Consider the following 17,246-nt stretch of genomic DNA (forward strand, 5'->3'; position numbering starts at 1 on the left):
AACTGTCAGGCAGTGGATTACTTGTTGCGCGTACCCACAACTTCGACTTCCACGCGGCGGTTCTTGGCACGGCCGGCGGCGGTCTTGTTGTCGGCGATGGGCTGCTTCTCGCCCTTGCCTTCGGTGTAGACGCGGTTGGCTTCGATGCCCTTGCTGACCAGGTAGGCCTTGACAGCTTCGGCACGACGGACCGACAGGCGCTGGTTGTAGGCGTCGGTGCCGATCGAGTCGGTGTGGCCGACGGCGATCACGACTTCCAGGTTGATGCCGCGGATCTGGTTGACCAGCTCGTCCAGCTTGGCCTTGGCTTCGGGCTTGACGACGGACTTGTCGAAGTCGAAGAAGGCGTCGGCGGAGTAGGTGACCTTCTGGCTGACCGGAACGGGCACGGGAGCCGGAGCCGGGGCGGGAGCGGGGGCAGGAGCCGGGGCAGCGGCGGGCGCAGCGACCTTCAGCGCGCCATCGCAGGACGGGTCGGCGGTGGCGGGGGTCCAGAACCCATTGCGCCAGCACAGGCCGTCAGCGCTCTTGACTTGCACGCCGAACGCCGATTGCCAGTTGTCGTTGACCTTACCGGCTTGAGCAGAGGCCACGCCCGAGGCCGTCACGGCAGCGAAGGCGAGCGCCAGAGAGATTCCAATTTTGGAGCGTTTGTTCATGTTTCTCCTCTTAGCTTGAAATGAAACTCGCAGCGAACCCCCGCCGCAACATGGATATACATGCCCAGTATAGCATTGCGGTTGTTCTCTCATGCCACTCACTCCTGGGATAAGTAAGTGTTTGTGCCAGAAATCACACCGGCTGCACGCAAGCGCCACTGCGATATCCGGGACATTATCCTTTCGAGATCGCTTTTTGATGGTGAATTGGTGAGTTGTAGTTTTTTTGCAACTGTCCGGCCGTCGATCCATACCTCTTCCACGTCCTCTCTTCCGGCCGCGTAGACCACGTGGGACACCGGGTCGAATACCGGCGCGAGCCGGGCGGAATCGAGCCGTATCGCCACCAGGTCGGCATATTTGCCCACCGCGACCGAGCCGATCCGGTCGTCCCACCCCAGCGCCTTCGCGCCGCCCAGCGTGGCCGCGTGCAGCGCCCGGTGGGCAGGCAGCGCCCGCGCATCGCCGCTGGCGCCCTTGGCCAGCAGGGCCGCCAGCCGCAGTTCCGACAGCATGTCCAGGCGGTTGTTGCTGGCCGCGCCGTCGGTGCCTATGCCCAGGTTGACGCCGGCCTCGAGCAGGCGGGCAACCGGCGCGAGGCCGCTGGCGAGCTTGAGGTTGGAAGCGGGGCAGTGGGCCAGGCTGACCCCGTGGGACGCCAGCAGCGCGATGTCGTCGGCGTCCAGGTGGACGCCGTGCACGGCCACCAGCCGGGGCGACAGCAGGCCGAGATGGGCCAGGCGCTCGGCGGGGCGCATGCCGTGCATGGCCACCGCTTCCTCGACTTCCTGGCGGGTTTCGTGCAGGTGGATGGCGATGGTCAGGTCGGCCTCCTCGGCCACGGCGGCCAGGTGGCGCAGCATGTCGTCGCCCACCGTGTAGGGCGCGTGGGGAGCCAGCATGAAGCGCAGTCCCGGTTCGCCGCGGTACTTTTCATGGGCCGCCAGGGCCTGCGCCAGCATCTGCTCGGCCGGCGGCGCGCCGGGTATCTCGAACACCGTGCCGCCCACCGCCGCGCGGATTCCCATCGACAGCGCGGCGCGGGCCACCTCTTCGGGGTGGAAATACATGTCGGCGCAGCAGGTGGTGCCTCCGGCCAGCATCTCGGCGAAGGCGAGGACGCTGCCGTCGTAGACGAAGTCGGCCGACATCAGCTTGCGCTCCAGAGGCCAGATGCGCTCTTGCAGCCAGGCCATGAGCGGCAGGTCGTCGCCGGCGCCGCGCAACAGGCTCATGGCTGCGTGCGTGTGCAGGTTGACGAAGCCGGGCAGCAGGGCACAGCCGGCCAGGGGGCGTTCGGCGGCGCCGGGGTGGCGGTCCCGCAGGACGGCGTGCGGCGCGATGTCGGCGATCCGGCCGTCGCGCACGGCGATGCCGTGGCCGGCCAGGACGGCCTGGTCGGGTTCGACGGGGATCAGCCAGTCGGGAAGCAGCAGGGTGGTCGGGGCCATGGACGCGTCGGGTGGCGGGCGGGGCCCTAAGCATAACGCCAGGCCGGGGTGATAAACTCTTAAGCTTCGCCCGCCGTTCGTTCGCAAGCTGTTTTGCCCTCGCGAAATGCCTTGCGAGCGGGATGCGACAACACCTCTTGAAGCAGCTTGCCCATGGATTCCTTCGCCAAGGAAACACTACCGATCTCTCTTGAAGAGGAAATGCGCCGCAGCTACCTGGATTACGCGATGAGCGTGATCGTGGGCCGCGCGCTTCCCGACGTGAGGGACGGTCTCAAGCCCGTGCACCGGCGCGTGCTGTACGCGATGCACGAACTGAACAACGACTGGAACCGGGCCTACAAGAAGTCGGCCCGTATCGTCGGCGATGTCATCGGTAAGTACCACCCGCACGGCGACCAGGCGGTCTACGACACGATCGTGCGCATGGCGCAGCCGTTCTCGCTGCGCTACATGCTGGTGGACGGCCAGGGCAACTTCGGCTCGGTCGACGGCGACGGCGCGGCGGCCATGCGGTACACCGAAATCCGCCTGGCCAAGATCGCGCACGAACTGCTGGCCGACATCGACCAGGAAACGGTTGACTTCGGGCCCAACTACGACGGCAGCGAGAAAGAGCCGCTGCTGCTGCCGGCCCGCCTGCCCAACCTGCTGGTCAACGGCAGTTCCGGCATCGCCGTGGGCATGGCCACCAACATCCCGCCGCACAACCTGGCCGAGGTGGTCGACGGCTGCCTGTACTGCCTGCGCAATCCGGAGTGCACGGTGGACGAGCTGATCGAGATCATTCCCGCTCCCGACTTCCCCACGGGCGGCATCATCTATGGCATGTCCGGCGTGCGCGAGGGTTATCGCACCGGCCGCGGCCGGGTGGTGATGCGGGCCAAGACCCATTTCGAGGACGTCGAGAAGGGCGGCCGCCAGGCCATCGTGGTCGACGAGATCCCGTACCAGGTCAACAAGCGTTCGCTGCTCGAGCGCATCGCCGAGCTGGTCAACGAGAAGAAGATCGAAGGCATCTCCGATATCCGCGACGAGTCCGACAAGGACGGCATGCGTGTCGTGATCGAGCTCAAGCGCGGCGAAGTACCCGAGGTCGTGCTCAACAACCTCTACAAGAACACCCAGCTGCAGGATACCTTCGGGATGAACCTGGTGGCGCTGGTGGAAGGCCAGCCGCGCCTGTTGAACCTGAAGCAGATGGTGGAGTATTTCCTGGCGCACCGGCGCGAGGTCGTGACCCGCCGCACGGTGTTCCAGCTGCGCAAGGCGCGCGAGCGCGGCCACGTGCTCGAAGGCCTGGCCGTGGCGCTGGCCAACATCGACGATTTCATCGCCATCATCAAGGCTGCCCCCACGCCGCCCATCGCGCGCCAGGAACTCATGGCCCGCACCTGGGATTCGTCGCTGGTGCGCGAGATGCTGACGCGCGCCGAGGCCGACACGGTCGGCGGCCGCGGGGCCTACCGTCCCGAAGGCCTGGGCGAGGAGTTCGGCATGCAGGACGATGGCCTGTACCGCCTGAGCGATACGCAGGCCCAGGAAATCCTGAACATGCGCCTGCAGCGCCTGACCGGCCTGGAGCAGGACAAGATCGTGGGCGAGTACAAGGACGTGATGGCCAACATCGCCGACCTGCTCGACATCCTGGCCAAGCCCGAGCGCGTGACCGTCATCATCGGCGACGAACTGTCGGCTATCAAGGCCGAGTTCGGCACCGACGTGAAGGACATCCGCCGTTCGCAGATCGAGCTGAACGCGACCGAGCTCGACACCGAGGACCTCATCACGCCGACCGACATGGTGGTGACGCTGTCCCACTCCGGCTACATCAAGAGCCAGCCGCTGTCCGAGTATCGCGCCCAGAAGCGCGGCGGTCGCGGCAAGCAGGCCACGGCCACGAAGGAAGACGACTGGATCGACCAGCTCTTCATCGCCAACACGCACGATTCCATCCTGTGCTTCAGCAACCGCGGCCGGGTCTACTGGCTGAAGGTCTGGGAAGTGCCGCAGGGCACGCGCAACTCGCGCGGCCGGCCCATCGTCAACATGTTCCCGCTGTCGGAGGGCGAAAAGGTCACCGTGGTGCTGACCGTCAAGGCGTACAGCGAGGACCACTACGTCTTCATGGCCACCGCCAAGGGCACGGTCAAGAAGACGCCGCTGTCCGAGTTCTCCAACCCGCGCAAGGCCGGCATCATCGCGGTCGACCTGGACGAGGGCGACTACCTCATCGGCGCCTCGCTGACCGACGGCAAGCATGACGTGATGCTGTTCTCGGACGCCGGCAAGGCCGTGCGCTTCGACGAGAACGACGTGCGTCCCATGGGACGCACGGCCCGGGGCGTGCGCGGCATGATGCTGGAGGAGTCGCACACCGTGATCGCGCTGCTGGTGGCCGAGAACGAGACCCAGAGCGTGCTGACCGCGACCGAGAACGGCTACGGCAAGCGCACGCCCATCGGTGAATACACGCGCCATGGCCGGGGCACCAAGGGCATGATCGCCATCCAGACGTCCGAGCGCAACGGCAAGGTCGTGGGCGCCGTGCTGGTGGATCCGGCCGACGAGATCATGCTGATCACCACCGGCGGCGTGCTGGTGCGTACGCGCGTCAGCGAGATCCGCGAAATGGGCCGGGCCACGCAGGGCGTCACGCTGATCAACGTCGACGAGGGCACGCACCTGTCGGGCGTGCAGCGCGTGGTCGAGTCCGACACCGAGGAGCCCGAAGGCAACGGCACCGACGCCGGGCCGGAAGCTCCGTCTTCCAGCGAGGCCGAATAAGGCGGCTGCCATGAATCGACCCTACAACTTCTCGGCCGGGCCGGCCGTACTTCCCGAGGCCGTGCTGCAGCAGGCGGCGGCCGAAATGCTGGACTGGCACGGCAGCGGCATGTCCGTGATGGAAATGAGCCATCGCGGCAAGCACTTCGAGCAGATCTGCGACGAGGCCGAGGCCGACCTGCGCGAGTTGCTCTCGGTGCCGGACGACTATGCCGTGCTGTTCCTGCAGGGGGGCGGGCTGGGCGAGAACGCCATCGCGCCGATGAACCTGATCGGCCGCCGCGAGGCGCATGCGGCCGACTACGTGGTAAGCGGTTCGTGGTCGGCCAAGTCCTTCGCGGAAGCCCGGCGCTACGGCGACGTGGCCGTGGCGGCCACGTCCGAGCAGGCCGCCGTCGTGGACGGCGCGCAGCAAGGTCCGTGGACCTACATGCCGGACCCCGCTTCCTGGCGCGTGCGCCCGCAGGCGAGCTATGTCCACCTGTGCAGCAACGAGACCATAGGCGGCGTCGAATTCATGGATTGGCCCGACCTGGCGGCGCTGGGCGCGCCCGGCGCCGCGCTGACCGTGGACGCATCCTCGCACATCCTGTCCCGGCCCATGGACGTGCGCCGCGCCGGGCTGATCTACGCCGGCGCGCAGAAGAACATCGGGCCGGCGGGGCTGACCATCGTCATCGTGCGCAAGGATCTGCTGGGCCACGCCTTGCCCATCTGCCCGTCGGCGTTCGACTACGGCATCGTGGCCAAGGAGCGCTCGCGCTTCAACACGCCGCCCACGTATGCGATCTACGTCGCCGGGCTGGTGTTCAAGTGGCTCAAGCAGCGGGGCGGCGTGGTGGCCATGGAAGCCGCCAACGTGGAGAAGGCCCGGCTGCTGTACGACTATCTCGACAGCACCTCGTTCTATCGCAATCCGGTGCACCGGCCCGTCCGGTCGCGCATGAACGTGCCGTTCATGCTGCGCGACGATGCGCTGAATGCGCCGTTCCTGCAGGCGGCCGAAGCCGCGCGCCTGCTGCAGCTCAAGGGGCACAAGAGCGTGGGCGGCATGCGCGCGTCCATCTACAACGCGATGTCCATCGAGGGCGTGCGCGCCCTGGTCGACTTCATGAAGGAATTCGAGCGCAGCCATGGATGACGATCTGCAAAAGAAGCTGGCGCCGCTGCGCGAGCGCATCGATGCCATCGACGCCCAGGTGCTCGAGCTCCTGTCCGAGCGCGCGCGTACCGCACAGGCGGTGGGAATGGCGAAGGAGCACCACGCCGGAGCCGTGTTCCGGCCCGAGCGCGAGGCCCAGGTCATCCGCCGGCTGCAGGAGCTCAATGCCGGCCCGTTGCCCGGCCAGGCGCTGTCCGCCATCTGGATGGAGATCATGTCGGCGTGCCGCGCGCTGGAGCAGCCCGCCCGCGTCGCCTATCTCGGTCCGCAGGGCACCTATTCCGAACAGGCCGTGCTGGCGCATTTCGGCCATGCGGTCGACGCGATCTCGTGCGGCACGATCGACGAGGTCTTCCGTTCGGTGGAGACCCGCCGCGCGGACTTCGGCATCGTTCCGCTCGAGAATTCCAACGAAGGCGCCGTCAACCGCACGCTGGACCTGCTGCTGTCCTCGCCGGTGAAGGTGCTGGGCGAGCGTTCGGTGGCCGTGGTGCAATGCCTGATGACCCAGAGCGGCACGCTGGACGGCGTGAGCGTCATCCGCTCGCATCCGCAATCGCTGGCGCAGTGCCAGGGCTGGCTGTCCGATCATCATCCCGAACTGGCCCGCGCGTCGGCGGCCAGCAATGCCGAGGCGGCCCGCCTGGCTTCCGAGGATCCCACCGTCGCGGCCATCGCCAGCGAGCAGGCGGCACAGCGCTGGGGCCTGAAGGTCGTGGCCGCGGGCATCCAGGACGATCCGCACAATCGCACCCGCTTCCTGGCCATCGGCCATCTCGAGACCACGCCCTCGGGCCGCGACAAGACCAGCCTGATCCTGGCCGTGCCCAACGAGGCCGGTGCGGTCTACCGGATGCTTGCTCCGCTGGCCGAGAACGACGTGTCCATGACGCGCTTCGAATCCCGCCCGGCCCGCACCGGCCAGTGGGAATACTATTTCTACGTGGACATCGAAGGCCATCGCCAGGATCCCAAGGTCGCCAAGGCCCTGGCCGCGCTCCAGGCGCGCGTGGCGTTCTTCAAGGTGCTGGGGTCGTACCCGGTATCTGCGTGAGCGGAGACCTACCCATGTCGCATCCGGATTCGGCCGGGGGGGCCTCCGGTTCCTCGCGGCCATTGGTACCGGTGCTCGCGGTCGTGGGCGTGGGGCTGATCGGCGGCTCGTTCGCCGCCGCGCTGCGGCGGGCCGGACAGGTCGGCGAGGTCTGGGGCGTCGGCCGCCAGGTCGCGACGCTCGAGCAGGCGCGCAAGCTGGGCCTGATCGACCGTCCTGCCACGCTGCAGGAAGCGGCGCGGGCCGACCTGATCCTGATGGCCGTGCCGGTGGGCGCGACGCGTGCGACCCTGGATGGCCTGGCTCCGCACCTGGGGCCCGATACCGTCGTCACCGACGCCGGCAGTACGAAGATGGACGTCGTGCGCGCCGCGCGCGAGGCGCTGGGCGGCCGCATCGGCCAGTTCGTGCCGGGCCATCCGATCGCCGGCAGCGAACAGAGCGGCCCGGGCGCCGCCTTTGCCGACTTGTACCAGGACCGCACGGTGATCCTGACCCCGCTGGACGAGAATCCGCCCGGGGCCGTCGGATTGGTCGAGCAGGCATGGGCCACCTGCGGCGCCCGGATCAGGACGATGCGTCCGGGCGAACACGACACCGTGCTCGCGTCGGTCAGCCACGTGCCGCACCTGCTGGCATTCGCCTACATGGCCCAGGTGCTGGAGGCCGCCGATGCGCCCCTGCGGCTGGACCTGGCCGGCAGCGGGTTCCGCGATTTCACCCGCATCGCCGGCGGGTCGCCCGACATGTGGCGTGACATCTTCCTGGCAAACCGCGAAGCCATGATGCAAGAGACCGCCGCGGTGCGGCGGGCCCTGGACGCCTTCGAGCAGGCCATGCGCCAGGGCGACGCGGCGGGCCTGCAAGCCATGCTGGAGACCGTGTCGAAATCCCGGCGCGCCTGGCGGGCCGGGCAGCCATCTCCCGATACGAACGAATGACCGCCATGACCGATTCCCGCCATCCGCCGTATCTCGACCTGGCGCCGGCGCGCCACGCGCGGGGTACCGTCGACCTGCCCGGTTCCAAGAGCATCTCCAATCGCGTGCTGCTGTTGTCCGCGCTGGCCGAGGGGACGACCCGCCTGACCGGCTTGCTGGATTCGGACGACACCCAGGTCATGCTGGCGGCATTGCGCAAGCTGGGCATAACGATTTCTTCGGGCCAGCGTCCGGACGAAGTGCTGGTCGAGGGGGCGCGGCGCTTCCCGGTGGGCCAGGCCGACCTGTTCATGGGCAACGCGGGCACGGCCATCCGGCCGCTGACCGCCGCGCTGGCGATGATGGGCGGGCATTACCTGTTGCACGGCGTGCCACGCATGCACGAGCGCCCGATCGGCGACCTGGTGGACGCGCTGCGCATGCTGGGCGCGCGCGTGGCCTACCAGGGGCGCGAGGGCTATCCGCCGCTGTCGCTGGGCTGGGGCGAACCGGACCTGTCCCGGCCGGTCAAGGTCAACGGCTCGGTTTCCAGCCAGTTCCTGACCGCGCTGCTGCTGGCGGCTCCGCTGGCTACCCAGGCCGCTGGCCGGGACTTCGTGATCGAGGTCGAGGGCGAGCTGATTTCCAAGCCCTACGTCGAGATGACGCTGAACCTGATGCGCCGCTTCGGCGTGACGGTCGAGCGCGAGGGCTGGCTGCGCTTCACCGTTCCCGCCCAGGCTGCCTACCGGTCGCCGGGCCAGATGCTGGTCGAGGGGGACGCCTCGTCGGCCTCCTATTTCCTGGCGCTGGGCGCGATAGGCGGCGGTCCGGTGCGCGTGGCCGGCGTCGGCCGCGACAGCATCCAGGGCGACGTGGCGTTCGCCGACACCCTGGCGGCGATGGGCGCCGAGGTCGAGATGGGGCCGGACTGGATAGAGACCCGCGGCGTCAAGGTGGCCGAAGGCGCTCGCCTGAAGGCCTTCGACGCCGATTTCAACCTGATCCCGGATGCCGCGATGACCGCCGCGGTCCTGGCCTTGTATGCGGACGGCCCGTGCCGCCTGCGCAACATCGCGAGCTGGCGGGTCAAGGAAACCGATCGCATCCACGCGATGCAGACCGAGCTGGCCAAGCTGGGGGCGACGGTGACCGCCACCCCGGACAGCCTGACCGTGACCCCTCCCGCCACCTGGACGCCTGCCGAGATCGGCACCTGGGACGATCACCGCATGGCCATGTGCTTCTCGCTGGCGGCGTTCGGTCCCGTGGGGGTGCGCATTCTCGATCCCGGCTGCGTGAGCAAGACCTTTCCCACGTATTTCGATGTCTATGCGGGGCTGGTGGGGGCCTGAGCCGCGGCGGCCGGGTTCCCGGCGCGCCGGTCCCGTTCCCAGAATTTGTCGAAGAAATAGTGCACGACGGTGTTGACGGCCGGCTCGATGAAGGTGACCGCGCCGCTCAGCGCCACGCTGCCGGTAATAATGTAGGTGACGCTGAACGAGGTCACGATATGCAGGCCGCCGAAGGCAAGGGTCTTGGCCATCGTCGTCTTCCTTGATTGGTAATGAGAATCGTTATCGAATTGTGCGCCGACTCGCGAGGCGACGCCAATTGATCGATACGATAAAAATGATAGGTTTCTTAAATGAATGGTTCCACCGTTCCCATGATCGCCATCGACGGGCCGACCGCCTCGGGCAAGGGCACCATCGCGGCGCGCGTGGCGGCCCGGTTGGGCTGGCATCTGCTGGACAGCGGGGCGCTGTACCGCCTGACCGCGCTGGCCTGCCTGGAGCAGGGTATCGCGGCCGGTGACGAGCAAGGCGCGGCCGCCGCCGCGGCCGCCCTGGACGTGCGCTTCGTCGCCGACGGGGTCTTCATGGGCGGGCGCGACGTCAGCGCCGACATCCGGCGCGAGGAAGTCGGCAACATGGCCTCGCAGGTGGCGGTCCTGGCGCCGGTGCGGGCGGCGTTGCTCGACCGCCAGCGCGCTTTCCGGTGCCCGCCCGGGCTGGTGGCCGACGGCCGGGACATGGGGACGGTTGTTTTTCCGGATGCCGACCTCAAGATATTCCTGGTGGCCAGCGCCGAGGCGAGGGCCCAGCGACGCTATAAACAGTTGATCGAAAAGGGTTTTTCGGCTAACCTCTTAACCCTTTTGCGCGATCTGGAAGCGCGCGATGCGCGCGATACGCAACGGGCGAACGCGCCTTTGGCCGCCGCCCACGATGCCCTGGTGCTCGATTCCTCCCACCTCACCATCGACCAGACGGTCGAGCAGGTGATGAGCTGGTGGGGCGAGCGTTCGGGCGCATCGCGTAGCTGATGGCGCAGCGGCAATCATAGTCAGCACGTAGTACAGGCCCTCAGCAATGAGGTATTGCAACTCCACCGATTGGTGCGGTGTCAGGTCGAATGTCTCGGCCGCCCCCATGAAGTGCGTAACCCGGTAATACATCAACAATGTCTTCGGTTTCCCAAGCCCCTGCCGGCGAAGAAAGCTTTGCCGCCCTGTTCGAAGAAAGCATCAAGCGCCAGGAAATGAAATCCGGCGAAGTCATCACCGCCGAGGTGGTGCGCATCGACCATAACTTCGTCGTGGTCAATGCCGGCCTGAAGTCCGAGGCCTTGATCCCGCTCGAGGAATTCCTCGACGACAAGGGCGAGCTCGAAGTCTCCGAAGGCGATTTCGTCTCGGTGGCCATCGACGCGCTCGAAAACGGCTACGGCGACACCGTGCTGTCGCGCGACCGCGCCAAGCGCCTGGCTGCCTGGCTGCAGCTCGAGAAGGCCCTGGAGTCCGGCGATCTCGTCACCGGCACCATCACCGGCAAGGTCAAGGGCGGCCTGACCGTCATGACCAACGCGATCCGTGCCTTCCTGCCGGGTTCGCTGGTCGACCTGCGTCCCGTCAAGGACACCACTCCGTACGAAGGCAAGACCCTCGAATTCAAGGTCATCAAGCTCGATCGCAAGCGCAACAACGTCGTGCTGTCGCGCCGCGCCGTGCTCGAGGCCAACATGGGCGAAGAGCGCCAGAAGCTGCTCGAGACGCTGCACGAAGGCGCGATCGTCAACGGCGTCGTCAAGAACATCACCGACTACGGTGCGTTCGTCGACCTGGGCGGCATCGACGGCCTGCTGCACATCACCGACCTGGCATGGCGCCGTGTGCGTCATCCCTCGGAAGTCCTGTCCGTCGGCCAGGAAATCCAGGCCAAGGTCCTCAAGTTCGACCAGGAAAAGAACCGCGTTTCGCTGGGCGTCAAGCAACTGGGCGAAGATCCGTGGGTGGGCCTGGCTCGCCGCTACCCGCAGGGCACCCGCCTGTTCGGCAAGGTCACCAACCTGACCGACTACGGCGCGTTCGTCGAGGTCGAGGCCGGCATCGAGGGCCTGGTCCACGTGTCCGAAATGGACTGGACCAACAAGAACGTCGATCCCAAGAAGGTCGTCACCCTGGGTGACGAAGTGGAAGTCATGGTCCTCGAGATCGACGAAGACCGTCGCCGCATCTCGCTGGGCATGAAGCAGTGCCGTCCCAACCCGTGGGAAGAGTTCTCGATCAACCACAAGCGTGGCGACAAGGTCCGCGGCGCCATCAAGTCGATCACCGACTTCGGCGTGTTCGTCGGCCTGCCCGGCGGCATCGATGGCCTGGTGCACCTGTCCGACCTGTCCTGGAGCGAGTCCGGCGAAGAAGCCGTGCGCAACTTCAAGAAGGGCGACGAGGTCGAGGCCGTGGTGCTGGGCATCGACACCGAGAAGGAGCGCATCTCGCTGGGCATCAAGCAGCTGGAAGGCGATCCGTTCAACAACTTCGTGGCCACCCATGACAAGGGCGCCGTCGTCCAGGGCACCGTGAAGTCGGTCGAGGCCAAGGGTGCGGTCGTGACCCTGTCGGTCGACGTCGAAGGCTACCTGCGCGCTTCTGAGATCTCTTCGGGCCGCGTGGAAGACGCCACCACGGTGCTGAAGGCCGGCGACAACATCGACGCCATGATCCTGAACATCGACCGCAAGACGCGTTCGATCCAGCTCTCGATCAAGGCCAAGGACAGCGCCGAGACGGCCGAGGCCATCCAGCGCATGTCGGATGCCAGCGCTTCGTCGGGTACCACCAACCTGGGCGCCCTGTTGAAGGCCAAGCTCGACCAGCAGAACGGCTGATAGGCCCACCCCCTGGGCGCTCTCACGCGCGCCCGGTATGGTGAGCCCCCAGCCGCTACGCGGCAGCCCCCCGAGGGGGGCCGGGGCCCGCCTTGGGGCGGGGCGGAGCCGGATCCGCCGTGCCCATGGGGAGGGTTGCCAGGTTGCCCGGTACGGCGTTCCAAGAGGTTTCATGAACTCAATGACGAAGTCCGAGTTGATCGCCCGATTGGCCGCCCGGTATCCGCAACTGGTCGCCAAGGACGCCGACTACGCCGTCAAGACCATCCTCGATGCGATGGCCCAGTCCCTGTCGGAGGGGCAGCGCATCGAGATCCGTGGTTTCGGCAGTTTTTCGTTGTCCAGGCGTCCGCCGCGTATCGGGCGCAATCCCAAGTCCGGTGAAAAGGTGCTGGTCCCCGAAAAGCGGGTGCCGCACTTCAAGGCCGGCAAGGAGTTGCGCGAGCGGGTCGACGCCCCCGTGCAAGAGCCTTCCGGGAACTGACCGGGCCTCGCAGGCCGCAGGCAAGCCCGAACAAAACCCCGCCAGCTCTCCAGCTGGCGGGGTTTTCTATTACCGCCCCGTCCCGGCCCCCTTCGGGGCTCGCCATACCGGGCGCGCGAAGCGCGTAGGGGGGGATACAATCCTTTTTTTCCTCACCTGGAGCAAACCATGCGATATCTCGTCTGGGCGCTGAGACTGGTCATATTCGTGGTGGTCCTGCTGTTCGCGCTCAAGAATACCGACCGGGTGAACGTCTATTTCTTCGCCGATCACCTGATCAGCGAAGTGCCGCTGATCGTGGTCATGCTGGCCAGCTTCGTGGTCGGCGCGGTATTCGGCCTGTTGCTGACGGTGCCGGGCGTGATGCGCCGCCGGCGCGAGATCGCCTCGCTGCGGCGCGAGCTGGATCAGGCCCGGGCCGTGGCCAAGGGTGGCTCGGCCGCGGATGCGCCGCCGTCCCCCGACGCCATCCTGCCCGTGACCCCCTTGTAAGGGACCGATGTGGATTTCGAACCCTGGTGGCTGATCGCCATTCCCTTGTTGTTCGGGTTGGGCTGGGTGGCCGCGCGCGTGGACATCCGGCAGATGTTGTCCGAGCATCGCAGCGTGCCCGATTCCTATTTCCGCGGGCTCAACTTCCTGTTGAACGAGCAGCACGACCGTGCCATCGACGCTTTTATCGAGGTGGCCAAGCTCGACCCCGAGACGATCGAGCTGCACTTCGCCCTGGGCAGTCTGTTCCGGCGCCGCGGTGAGATCGAGCGTGCCATACGCGTGCACCAGAATCTGCTGCAGCGAGCCGACCTGCCGGACAACCAGCGTGAGCAGGCCTTGCACGAACTGGCGCAGGACTATCTGCGCGCCGGCATGCTGGACCGGGCCGAAGCGGCATTCGACCAGTTGAAGGGAACGCGATTCGCCCCCGACGCCCTGCGTGCGCTGATCCGGATCCACGAGACCGAACGGGATTGGCCGCATGCCATCCAGGCCGTGCAGGCCTTGCAGGGACTGATCGACGAACCCGTGTCCCAGGCCGTTCATTTCCATTGCGAGGAAGCCGCGGCGGCGCTGGCCGCCGGCAACATGGACGCCGCCCATGCTGCGCTGGACGCGGCCACGCATGCCTCGGTCCAGGCCCAGCGGGGCAGCGGCACGGCTCCGCATGTGCGCATCGCCATGATGCGGGCCGATCTGGCCCGGCGCGAAGGCGACCTGCGGGCGCAGCGCCTGCACCTGGAGTCCGTGCTGTCCGCGCATCCCGAGTACGCGGGCCTGGTGGCCGAGCAGTTCCTTGCCAACCACGAGGCGCGCGGTACGGCCAGCGAGGGGCTGGAGAAGCTCGAGGCGCACTATGCGCGCCACCCGTCGCTGGATCTGTTCGATGCGATCTTCCAGGCGCTGCGCCGGCAGCGCGGCCTGGCGCAGGCCTGGAACTTCGCCCGCGGCGCCTTGCAGCGCAATCCGTCGCTGCTGGGGCTGGACCGGCTGCTCGAGGCACAGGTGGCGGGCGACAAGGCCGCGCAGGCCGAACCCGGGCAGCAGGCGGCCGCGAACGTGGTGACGCTGAACAACCCGCAGGCTGATACCGCCTCGCCGTGGACGCCCGCGGACGATGCCGTGCTGATGCGCAGCCTGATACACAAGCATACGCAACGCCTGGATCGCTACGCCTGCCAGGCGTGCGGTTTCAAGGCCAAGCGGTTCCATTGGCAATGTCCGGGCTGCAACGCCTGGGAGACCTATGCACCCAAACGATTGGAAGAACTCGATGCAGGCTGAGGCCCCCCCCTACGCGCTGACGCGCGCCCAGTATGGTGAGCCCCCAGCCGCTACGCGGCAGCCCCACAAGGGGGCCGGGACCCGCCTTGGGGCGGCCCGGCGCCTGATCCCGGGGGCGATGCGGGTGGACCGGCGGAGCCGGATCCGCGGCGCCCTGGATCTGTGTGACGTTTTCTTGGTGTGTGGCATTGGCTGGCTGGCTGCCGGTTTTTCATTGGGGAGCAACGCATGAGCGCGTCGGCGTTGGGGGTGTTTCCCTCGGATGAGCAGCGCGCGGCGGCGCGGGTGTTGGTGGTGGGGGACGTGATGCTGGACCGTTATTGGTTCGGCGAGGTGCATCGCATTTCTCCCGAGGCGCCGGTGCCGGTGGTGCATGTGTCGCGCAGCGAGGACCGGCTGGGCGGGGCGGCGAACGTGGCGCGCAACGCGGCGACGCTGGGGGCGCATGTGACGCTGGTCGGCGTGGTGGGCGATGACGATTCCGGGCGTGCCATTGCGCGGTTGTGCGAGGACGAGGGGGTGCGCGCGGATCTGGTTGCGGATCCGTCGGTGCCGACCACGATGAAGATGCGCGTGCTGGGACGCCAGCAGCAGTTGCTGCGGGTGGATTTCGAGCAGCCGCCCTCGCCCGGCGTGCTGGCCGAGCTGGCGGCGCGGGTGGCGCTGCATATCGCCGACCACGACGTGGTGGTGCTGTCCGATTACGCCAAGGGCGTGCTGGACCAGGTGCAGGACCTGATCGCCCTGGCCCGCGCGCGCGGCTGCGTCGTGCTGGTGGATCCCAAGGGCGACGACTATGGACGCTATCGCGGCGCCTCGCTGGTCACGCCCAACCAGTCGGAAATGCGCGAGGCCGTGGGCCGCTGGCGCGACGAGGCGCAACTGGCCGAGCGGGCCCAGCATCTGCGCCAGGCGCTGGACCTGGAGGCCTTGCTGGTGACGCGCTCCGAGCTGGGCATGACGCTTTTCACGGCCGAGGGGCGCGACCACGTCGAGGCGCTGGCGCGCGAGGTGTTCGACGTCTCGGGTGCCGGCGATACCGTGATCGCCACGCTGGCCGTCATGCGCGCCGCGGGACTGGATCTGCATGTGGCCATGAGATGGGCCAACCTGGCGGGCGGCATCGTCGTCGGCAAGCTGGGAACGTCGATCGTGACGCCGGACGAGTTGCGCGCCGGCCTGGCGATCTAGATTGAGGAAATTGCCATGATCATCGTAACGGGAGCCGCCGGCTTCATCGGCAGCAATCTGGTCAAGGGCCTGAACGCCCGCGGCGAGCGCGACATCATCGCGGTCGACGATCTGCTCGAAGGCGACAAGTTCGTCAACCTGGTCGACTGCGAGATCGCGGACTACCTGGACAAGAATGATTTCCGCCGGCGCGTGGCGGACGGGTCGCTGCCCAAGGTGGACGCGATCCTGCACCAGGGCGCGTGTTCGGACACCACCGAGCGCAACGGCCAGTACATGATGGACAACAACTATCGCGTCACGCTGGAGCTCTTCGAGTATGCCCAGCGCGAGCGGATTCCCTTCCTGTATGCGTCGTCGGCCGCCGTTTACGGCGCGGGCCCGGTCTATGCCGAGGACTTGCGCAACGAGAAACCGCTGAACGTCTACGGCTATTCGAAGTTCCTGTTCGACCAGGTGCTGCGCCGCCGCCTGGCCTCGCTGACCGCGCCGGTGGTGGGGCTGCGCTATTTCAACGTCTATGGCCCGCGCGAGCAGCACAAGGGCAGGATGGCCTCGGTAGCCTTCCACAACATGAACCAGTTCCTGAAGGAAGGCCACGTGCGTCTGTTCGGCGGCTGGGACGGCTACGGCGATGGACAGCAGCAGCGGGATTTCATCTCGGTCCACGACGTGGTCGAAGTGAACCTGCATTTCCTGGGCCGTCCGGTGTCCGGTGTCTACAACTGCGGCACCGGCCGGGCCCAGCCTTTCAACGACGTGGCGGCCGCGGTGGTCAACACGCTGCGCGAGGAGCGCGGCGAGGCGCCGCTGCCGCTGGCCGACCTGGCGGCGCAGGGGCTGCTGCGCTACATCGAGTTCCCCGAGGATCTCAAGGGCCGCTACCAGAGCTACACCCAGGCGGACACCACGCAATTGCGCGCGGCAGGCTTCACCGCGCCGATGCGGGACGTGCAGACGGGCGTTTCCGAGTACATCCGCGAGTTGCGCGGCATCTCGAAGTAGGGGGCGGCCGGAGGCCTCCCTACGCATTTCCCCCCTTGGACAGCGGGCCGTTCGCGCCCGCTTGCAGGGCGGTTCCTGGAGCAAGCTTGCGATGACGCCGGACGGTGTCGCGGCGGCCGGCCGGTCGCCGGCAACTCTCAAGGAGCCTAGCCATGAATCCTTTCCTCGATCCCACCCGCGCCGAACCCGATCCCAGGCCCTATCGCATGCGCGGCGCCCGACTACGCGCGGGAAGGCTGGCCGCCACCGCCAGCCTCGGGCTGGCCATGCTGGGCGGAGCCCATGCCGCCAGCGTGGACGTGAATACCGCGACGCCGTCCCAGCTCGAGGCCGTACGGGGCATCGGCGCCAAGACCGCCGCCAGCATCGTCCAGGAACGCCGCCGAGGGGGGCCGTTCTCGTCGTTCGAGGACCTGGCCGGACGCGTGCGCGGGCTGGGCACGAAGCGGCTCCAGGGGTTGCGGGCGGCCGGATTGGCTATCGGCCCGGCCGGCCGCGAGGGGCCGGCCATCATGGTCAATATGCCTCCGGGCAGTAAGGGGAAAGGGAACTAAACCGGGCCGGCTGGATTATGATGGGGC

16 protein-coding genes are annotated in these 17,246 nt (G+C 67.4%); 13 read left to right on the forward strand and 3 right to left on the reverse strand.

Features of this window, described 5'->3' with window-relative positions:
* Nucleotides 1-17: 17 nt before the first annotated feature.
* Together ompA and R4823_RS09165 are read right to left on the reverse strand one after the other, a co-directional pair.
* Nucleotides 18-659 (reverse strand): outer membrane protein OmpA, encoded by a 642-nt coding sequence (gene ompA / locus R4823_RS09160; RefSeq protein WP_087836637.1) that lies wholly within the window; start codon nucleotides 657-659, stop codon nucleotides 18-20.
* A gap of 98 nt (nucleotides 660-757) precedes the next feature.
* Entirely contained in the window at nucleotides 758-2,110 is a 1,353-nt protein-coding gene (locus R4823_RS09165; protein WP_087836638.1) for a TRZ/ATZ family hydrolase, read from the reverse strand.
* Nucleotides 2,111-2,263: 153 nt separating this feature from the next.
* Between R4823_RS09165 and gyrA the strand changes: the two genes are divergently transcribed.
* From gyrA to aroA, 5 genes are read left to right on the forward strand one after another with little or no spacing between them, the layout of a single operon-like run.
* Nucleotides 2,264-4,897 (forward strand): DNA gyrase subunit A, encoded by a 2,634-nt coding sequence (gyrA, locus tag R4823_RS09170; RefSeq protein WP_087836639.1) that lies wholly within the window; start codon nucleotides 2,264-2,266, stop codon nucleotides 4,895-4,897.
* A 10-nt stretch (nucleotides 4,898-4,907) separates the two neighbouring features.
* Complete coding sequence (gene serC, locus R4823_RS09175) at nucleotides 4,908-6,038, forward strand: 3-phosphoserine/phosphohydroxythreonine transaminase (protein WP_087836640.1); 1,131 nt, start codon at nucleotides 4,908-4,910, stop codon at nucleotides 6,036-6,038.
* Nucleotides 6,031-7,113, forward strand: a complete 1,083-nt coding sequence (pheA, locus tag R4823_RS09180; protein ID WP_087836641.1) for a prephenate dehydratase — start codon at nucleotides 6,031-6,033, stop codon at nucleotides 7,111-7,113. Before serC ends, pheA begins: the two co-directional genes overlap by 8 nt.
* A gap of 14 nt (nucleotides 7,114-7,127) precedes the next feature.
* Complete coding sequence (locus R4823_RS09185; RefSeq protein ID WP_279813661.1) at nucleotides 7,128-8,054, forward strand: prephenate dehydrogenase/arogenate dehydrogenase family protein; 927 nt, start codon at nucleotides 7,128-7,130, stop codon at nucleotides 8,052-8,054.
* 5 nt (nucleotides 8,055-8,059) lie between these two features.
* Nucleotides 8,060-9,388, forward strand: coding sequence for a 3-phosphoshikimate 1-carboxyvinyltransferase (gene aroA / locus R4823_RS09190; RefSeq protein WP_087836652.1), 1,329 nt, complete (start codon nucleotides 8,060-8,062; stop codon nucleotides 9,386-9,388).
* On the opposite strand, the gene R4823_RS09195 is transcribed toward aroA, so the two are convergent.
* A complete protein-coding gene (locus R4823_RS09195; protein WP_087836643.1) occupies nucleotides 9,364-9,579 on the reverse strand; it encodes a DUF2061 domain-containing protein in 216 nt (71 codons plus the stop codon). The two genes, aroA and R4823_RS09195, sit on opposite strands and share 25 nt — an antisense overlap.
* 102 nt (nucleotides 9,580-9,681) lie before the next feature.
* Here R4823_RS09195 and cmk point away from each other — a divergent pair, with 102 nt between their 5' ends.
* The 8 genes from cmk to R4823_RS09235 all read left to right on the forward strand — a co-directional run bounded on the left by cmk (nucleotide 9,682) and on the right by R4823_RS09235 (nucleotide 17,219).
* Nucleotides 9,682-10,362: a (d)CMP kinase gene (cmk, locus tag R4823_RS09200; RefSeq protein ID WP_279813665.1), complete on the forward strand. Its 681-nt coding sequence runs from the start codon at nucleotides 9,682-9,684 to the stop codon at nucleotides 10,360-10,362.
* A 137-nt stretch (nucleotides 10,363-10,499) separates the two neighbouring features.
* Nucleotides 10,500-12,206: a 30S ribosomal protein S1 gene (rpsA, locus tag R4823_RS09205; protein ID WP_087836645.1), complete on the forward strand. Its 1,707-nt coding sequence runs from the start codon at nucleotides 10,500-10,502 to the stop codon at nucleotides 12,204-12,206.
* Between the two features lie 181 nt (nucleotides 12,207-12,387).
* Entirely contained in the window at nucleotides 12,388-12,690 is a 303-nt protein-coding gene (locus R4823_RS09210; RefSeq protein WP_087778781.1) for an integration host factor subunit beta, read from the forward strand.
* 168 nt (nucleotides 12,691-12,858) lie between these two features.
* A complete protein-coding gene (locus tag R4823_RS09215) occupies nucleotides 12,859-13,182 on the forward strand; it encodes a LapA family protein (RefSeq protein ID WP_087836646.1) in 324 nt (107 codons plus the stop codon).
* 9 nt (nucleotides 13,183-13,191) lie between these two features.
* The gene (gene lapB / locus R4823_RS09220) at nucleotides 13,192-14,469 is read left to right on the forward strand and encodes a lipopolysaccharide assembly protein LapB (protein ID WP_338618410.1); all 1,278 of its coding nucleotides are present in this window, start codon (nucleotides 13,192-13,194) and stop codon (nucleotides 14,467-14,469) included.
* Nucleotides 14,470-14,712: 243 nt separating this feature from the next.
* Nucleotides 14,713-15,660: a D-glycero-beta-D-manno-heptose-7-phosphate kinase gene (rfaE1, locus tag R4823_RS09225; protein WP_338619145.1), complete on the forward strand. Its 948-nt coding sequence runs from the start codon at nucleotides 14,713-14,715 to the stop codon at nucleotides 15,658-15,660.
* 15 nt (nucleotides 15,661-15,675) lie between these two features.
* Nucleotides 15,676-16,665, forward strand: coding sequence for an ADP-glyceromanno-heptose 6-epimerase (rfaD, locus tag R4823_RS09230; RefSeq protein ID WP_087836649.1), 990 nt, complete (start codon nucleotides 15,676-15,678; stop codon nucleotides 16,663-16,665).
* A 152-nt stretch (nucleotides 16,666-16,817) separates the two neighbouring features.
* Nucleotides 16,818-17,219, forward strand: a complete 402-nt coding sequence (locus R4823_RS09235) for a helix-hairpin-helix domain-containing protein (RefSeq protein ID WP_087836650.1) — start codon at nucleotides 16,818-16,820, stop codon at nucleotides 17,217-17,219.
* Nucleotides 17,220-17,246 lie beyond the last annotated feature (27 nt).

The organism is Pigmentiphaga sp. CHJ604, from assembly GCF_036972535.1.
Taxonomy (GTDB): domain Bacteria; phylum Pseudomonadota; class Gammaproteobacteria; order Burkholderiales; family Burkholderiaceae_B; genus Pigmentiphaga; species Pigmentiphaga daeguensis.

Bases quoted from the DNA above. Each gene is read 5' to 3' on its own strand.
- ompA (WP_087836637.1), bottom strand. From the start codon at position 659: ATGAACAAACGCTCCAAAATTGGAATCTCTCTGGCGCTCGCCTTCGCT.
- R4823_RS09165 (WP_087836638.1), bottom strand. From the start codon at position 2,110: ATGGCCCCGACCACCCTGCTGCTTCCCGACTGGCTGATCCCCGTCGAA.
- gyrA (WP_087836639.1), top strand. From the start codon at position 2,264: ATGGATTCCTTCGCCAAGGAAACACTACCGATCTCTCTTGAAGAGGAA.
- serC (WP_087836640.1), top strand. From the start codon at position 4,908: ATGAATCGACCCTACAACTTCTCGGCCGGGCCGGCCGTACTTCCCGAG.
- pheA (WP_087836641.1), top strand. From the start codon at position 6,031: ATGGATGACGATCTGCAAAAGAAGCTGGCGCCGCTGCGCGAGCGCATC.
- R4823_RS09185 (WP_279813661.1), top strand. From the start codon at position 7,128: ATGTCGCATCCGGATTCGGCCGGGGGGGCCTCCGGTTCCTCGCGGCCA.
- aroA (WP_087836652.1), top strand. From the start codon at position 8,060: ATGACCGATTCCCGCCATCCGCCGTATCTCGACCTGGCGCCGGCGCGC.
- R4823_RS09195 (WP_087836643.1), bottom strand. From the start codon at position 9,579: ATGGCCAAGACCCTTGCCTTCGGCGGCCTGCATATCGTGACCTCGTTC.
- cmk (WP_279813665.1), top strand. From the start codon at position 9,682: ATGAATGGTTCCACCGTTCCCATGATCGCCATCGACGGGCCGACCGCC.
- rpsA (WP_087836645.1), top strand. From the start codon at position 10,500: ATGTCTTCGGTTTCCCAAGCCCCTGCCGGCGAAGAAAGCTTTGCCGCC.
- R4823_RS09210 (WP_087778781.1), top strand. From the start codon at position 12,388: ATGACGAAGTCCGAGTTGATCGCCCGATTGGCCGCCCGGTATCCGCAA.
- R4823_RS09215 (WP_087836646.1), top strand. From the start codon at position 12,859: ATGCGATATCTCGTCTGGGCGCTGAGACTGGTCATATTCGTGGTGGTC.
- rfaD (WP_087836649.1), top strand. From the start codon at position 15,676: ATGATCATCGTAACGGGAGCCGCCGGCTTCATCGGCAGCAATCTGGTC.
- R4823_RS09235 (WP_087836650.1), top strand. From the start codon at position 16,818: ATGAATCCTTTCCTCGATCCCACCCGCGCCGAACCCGATCCCAGGCCC.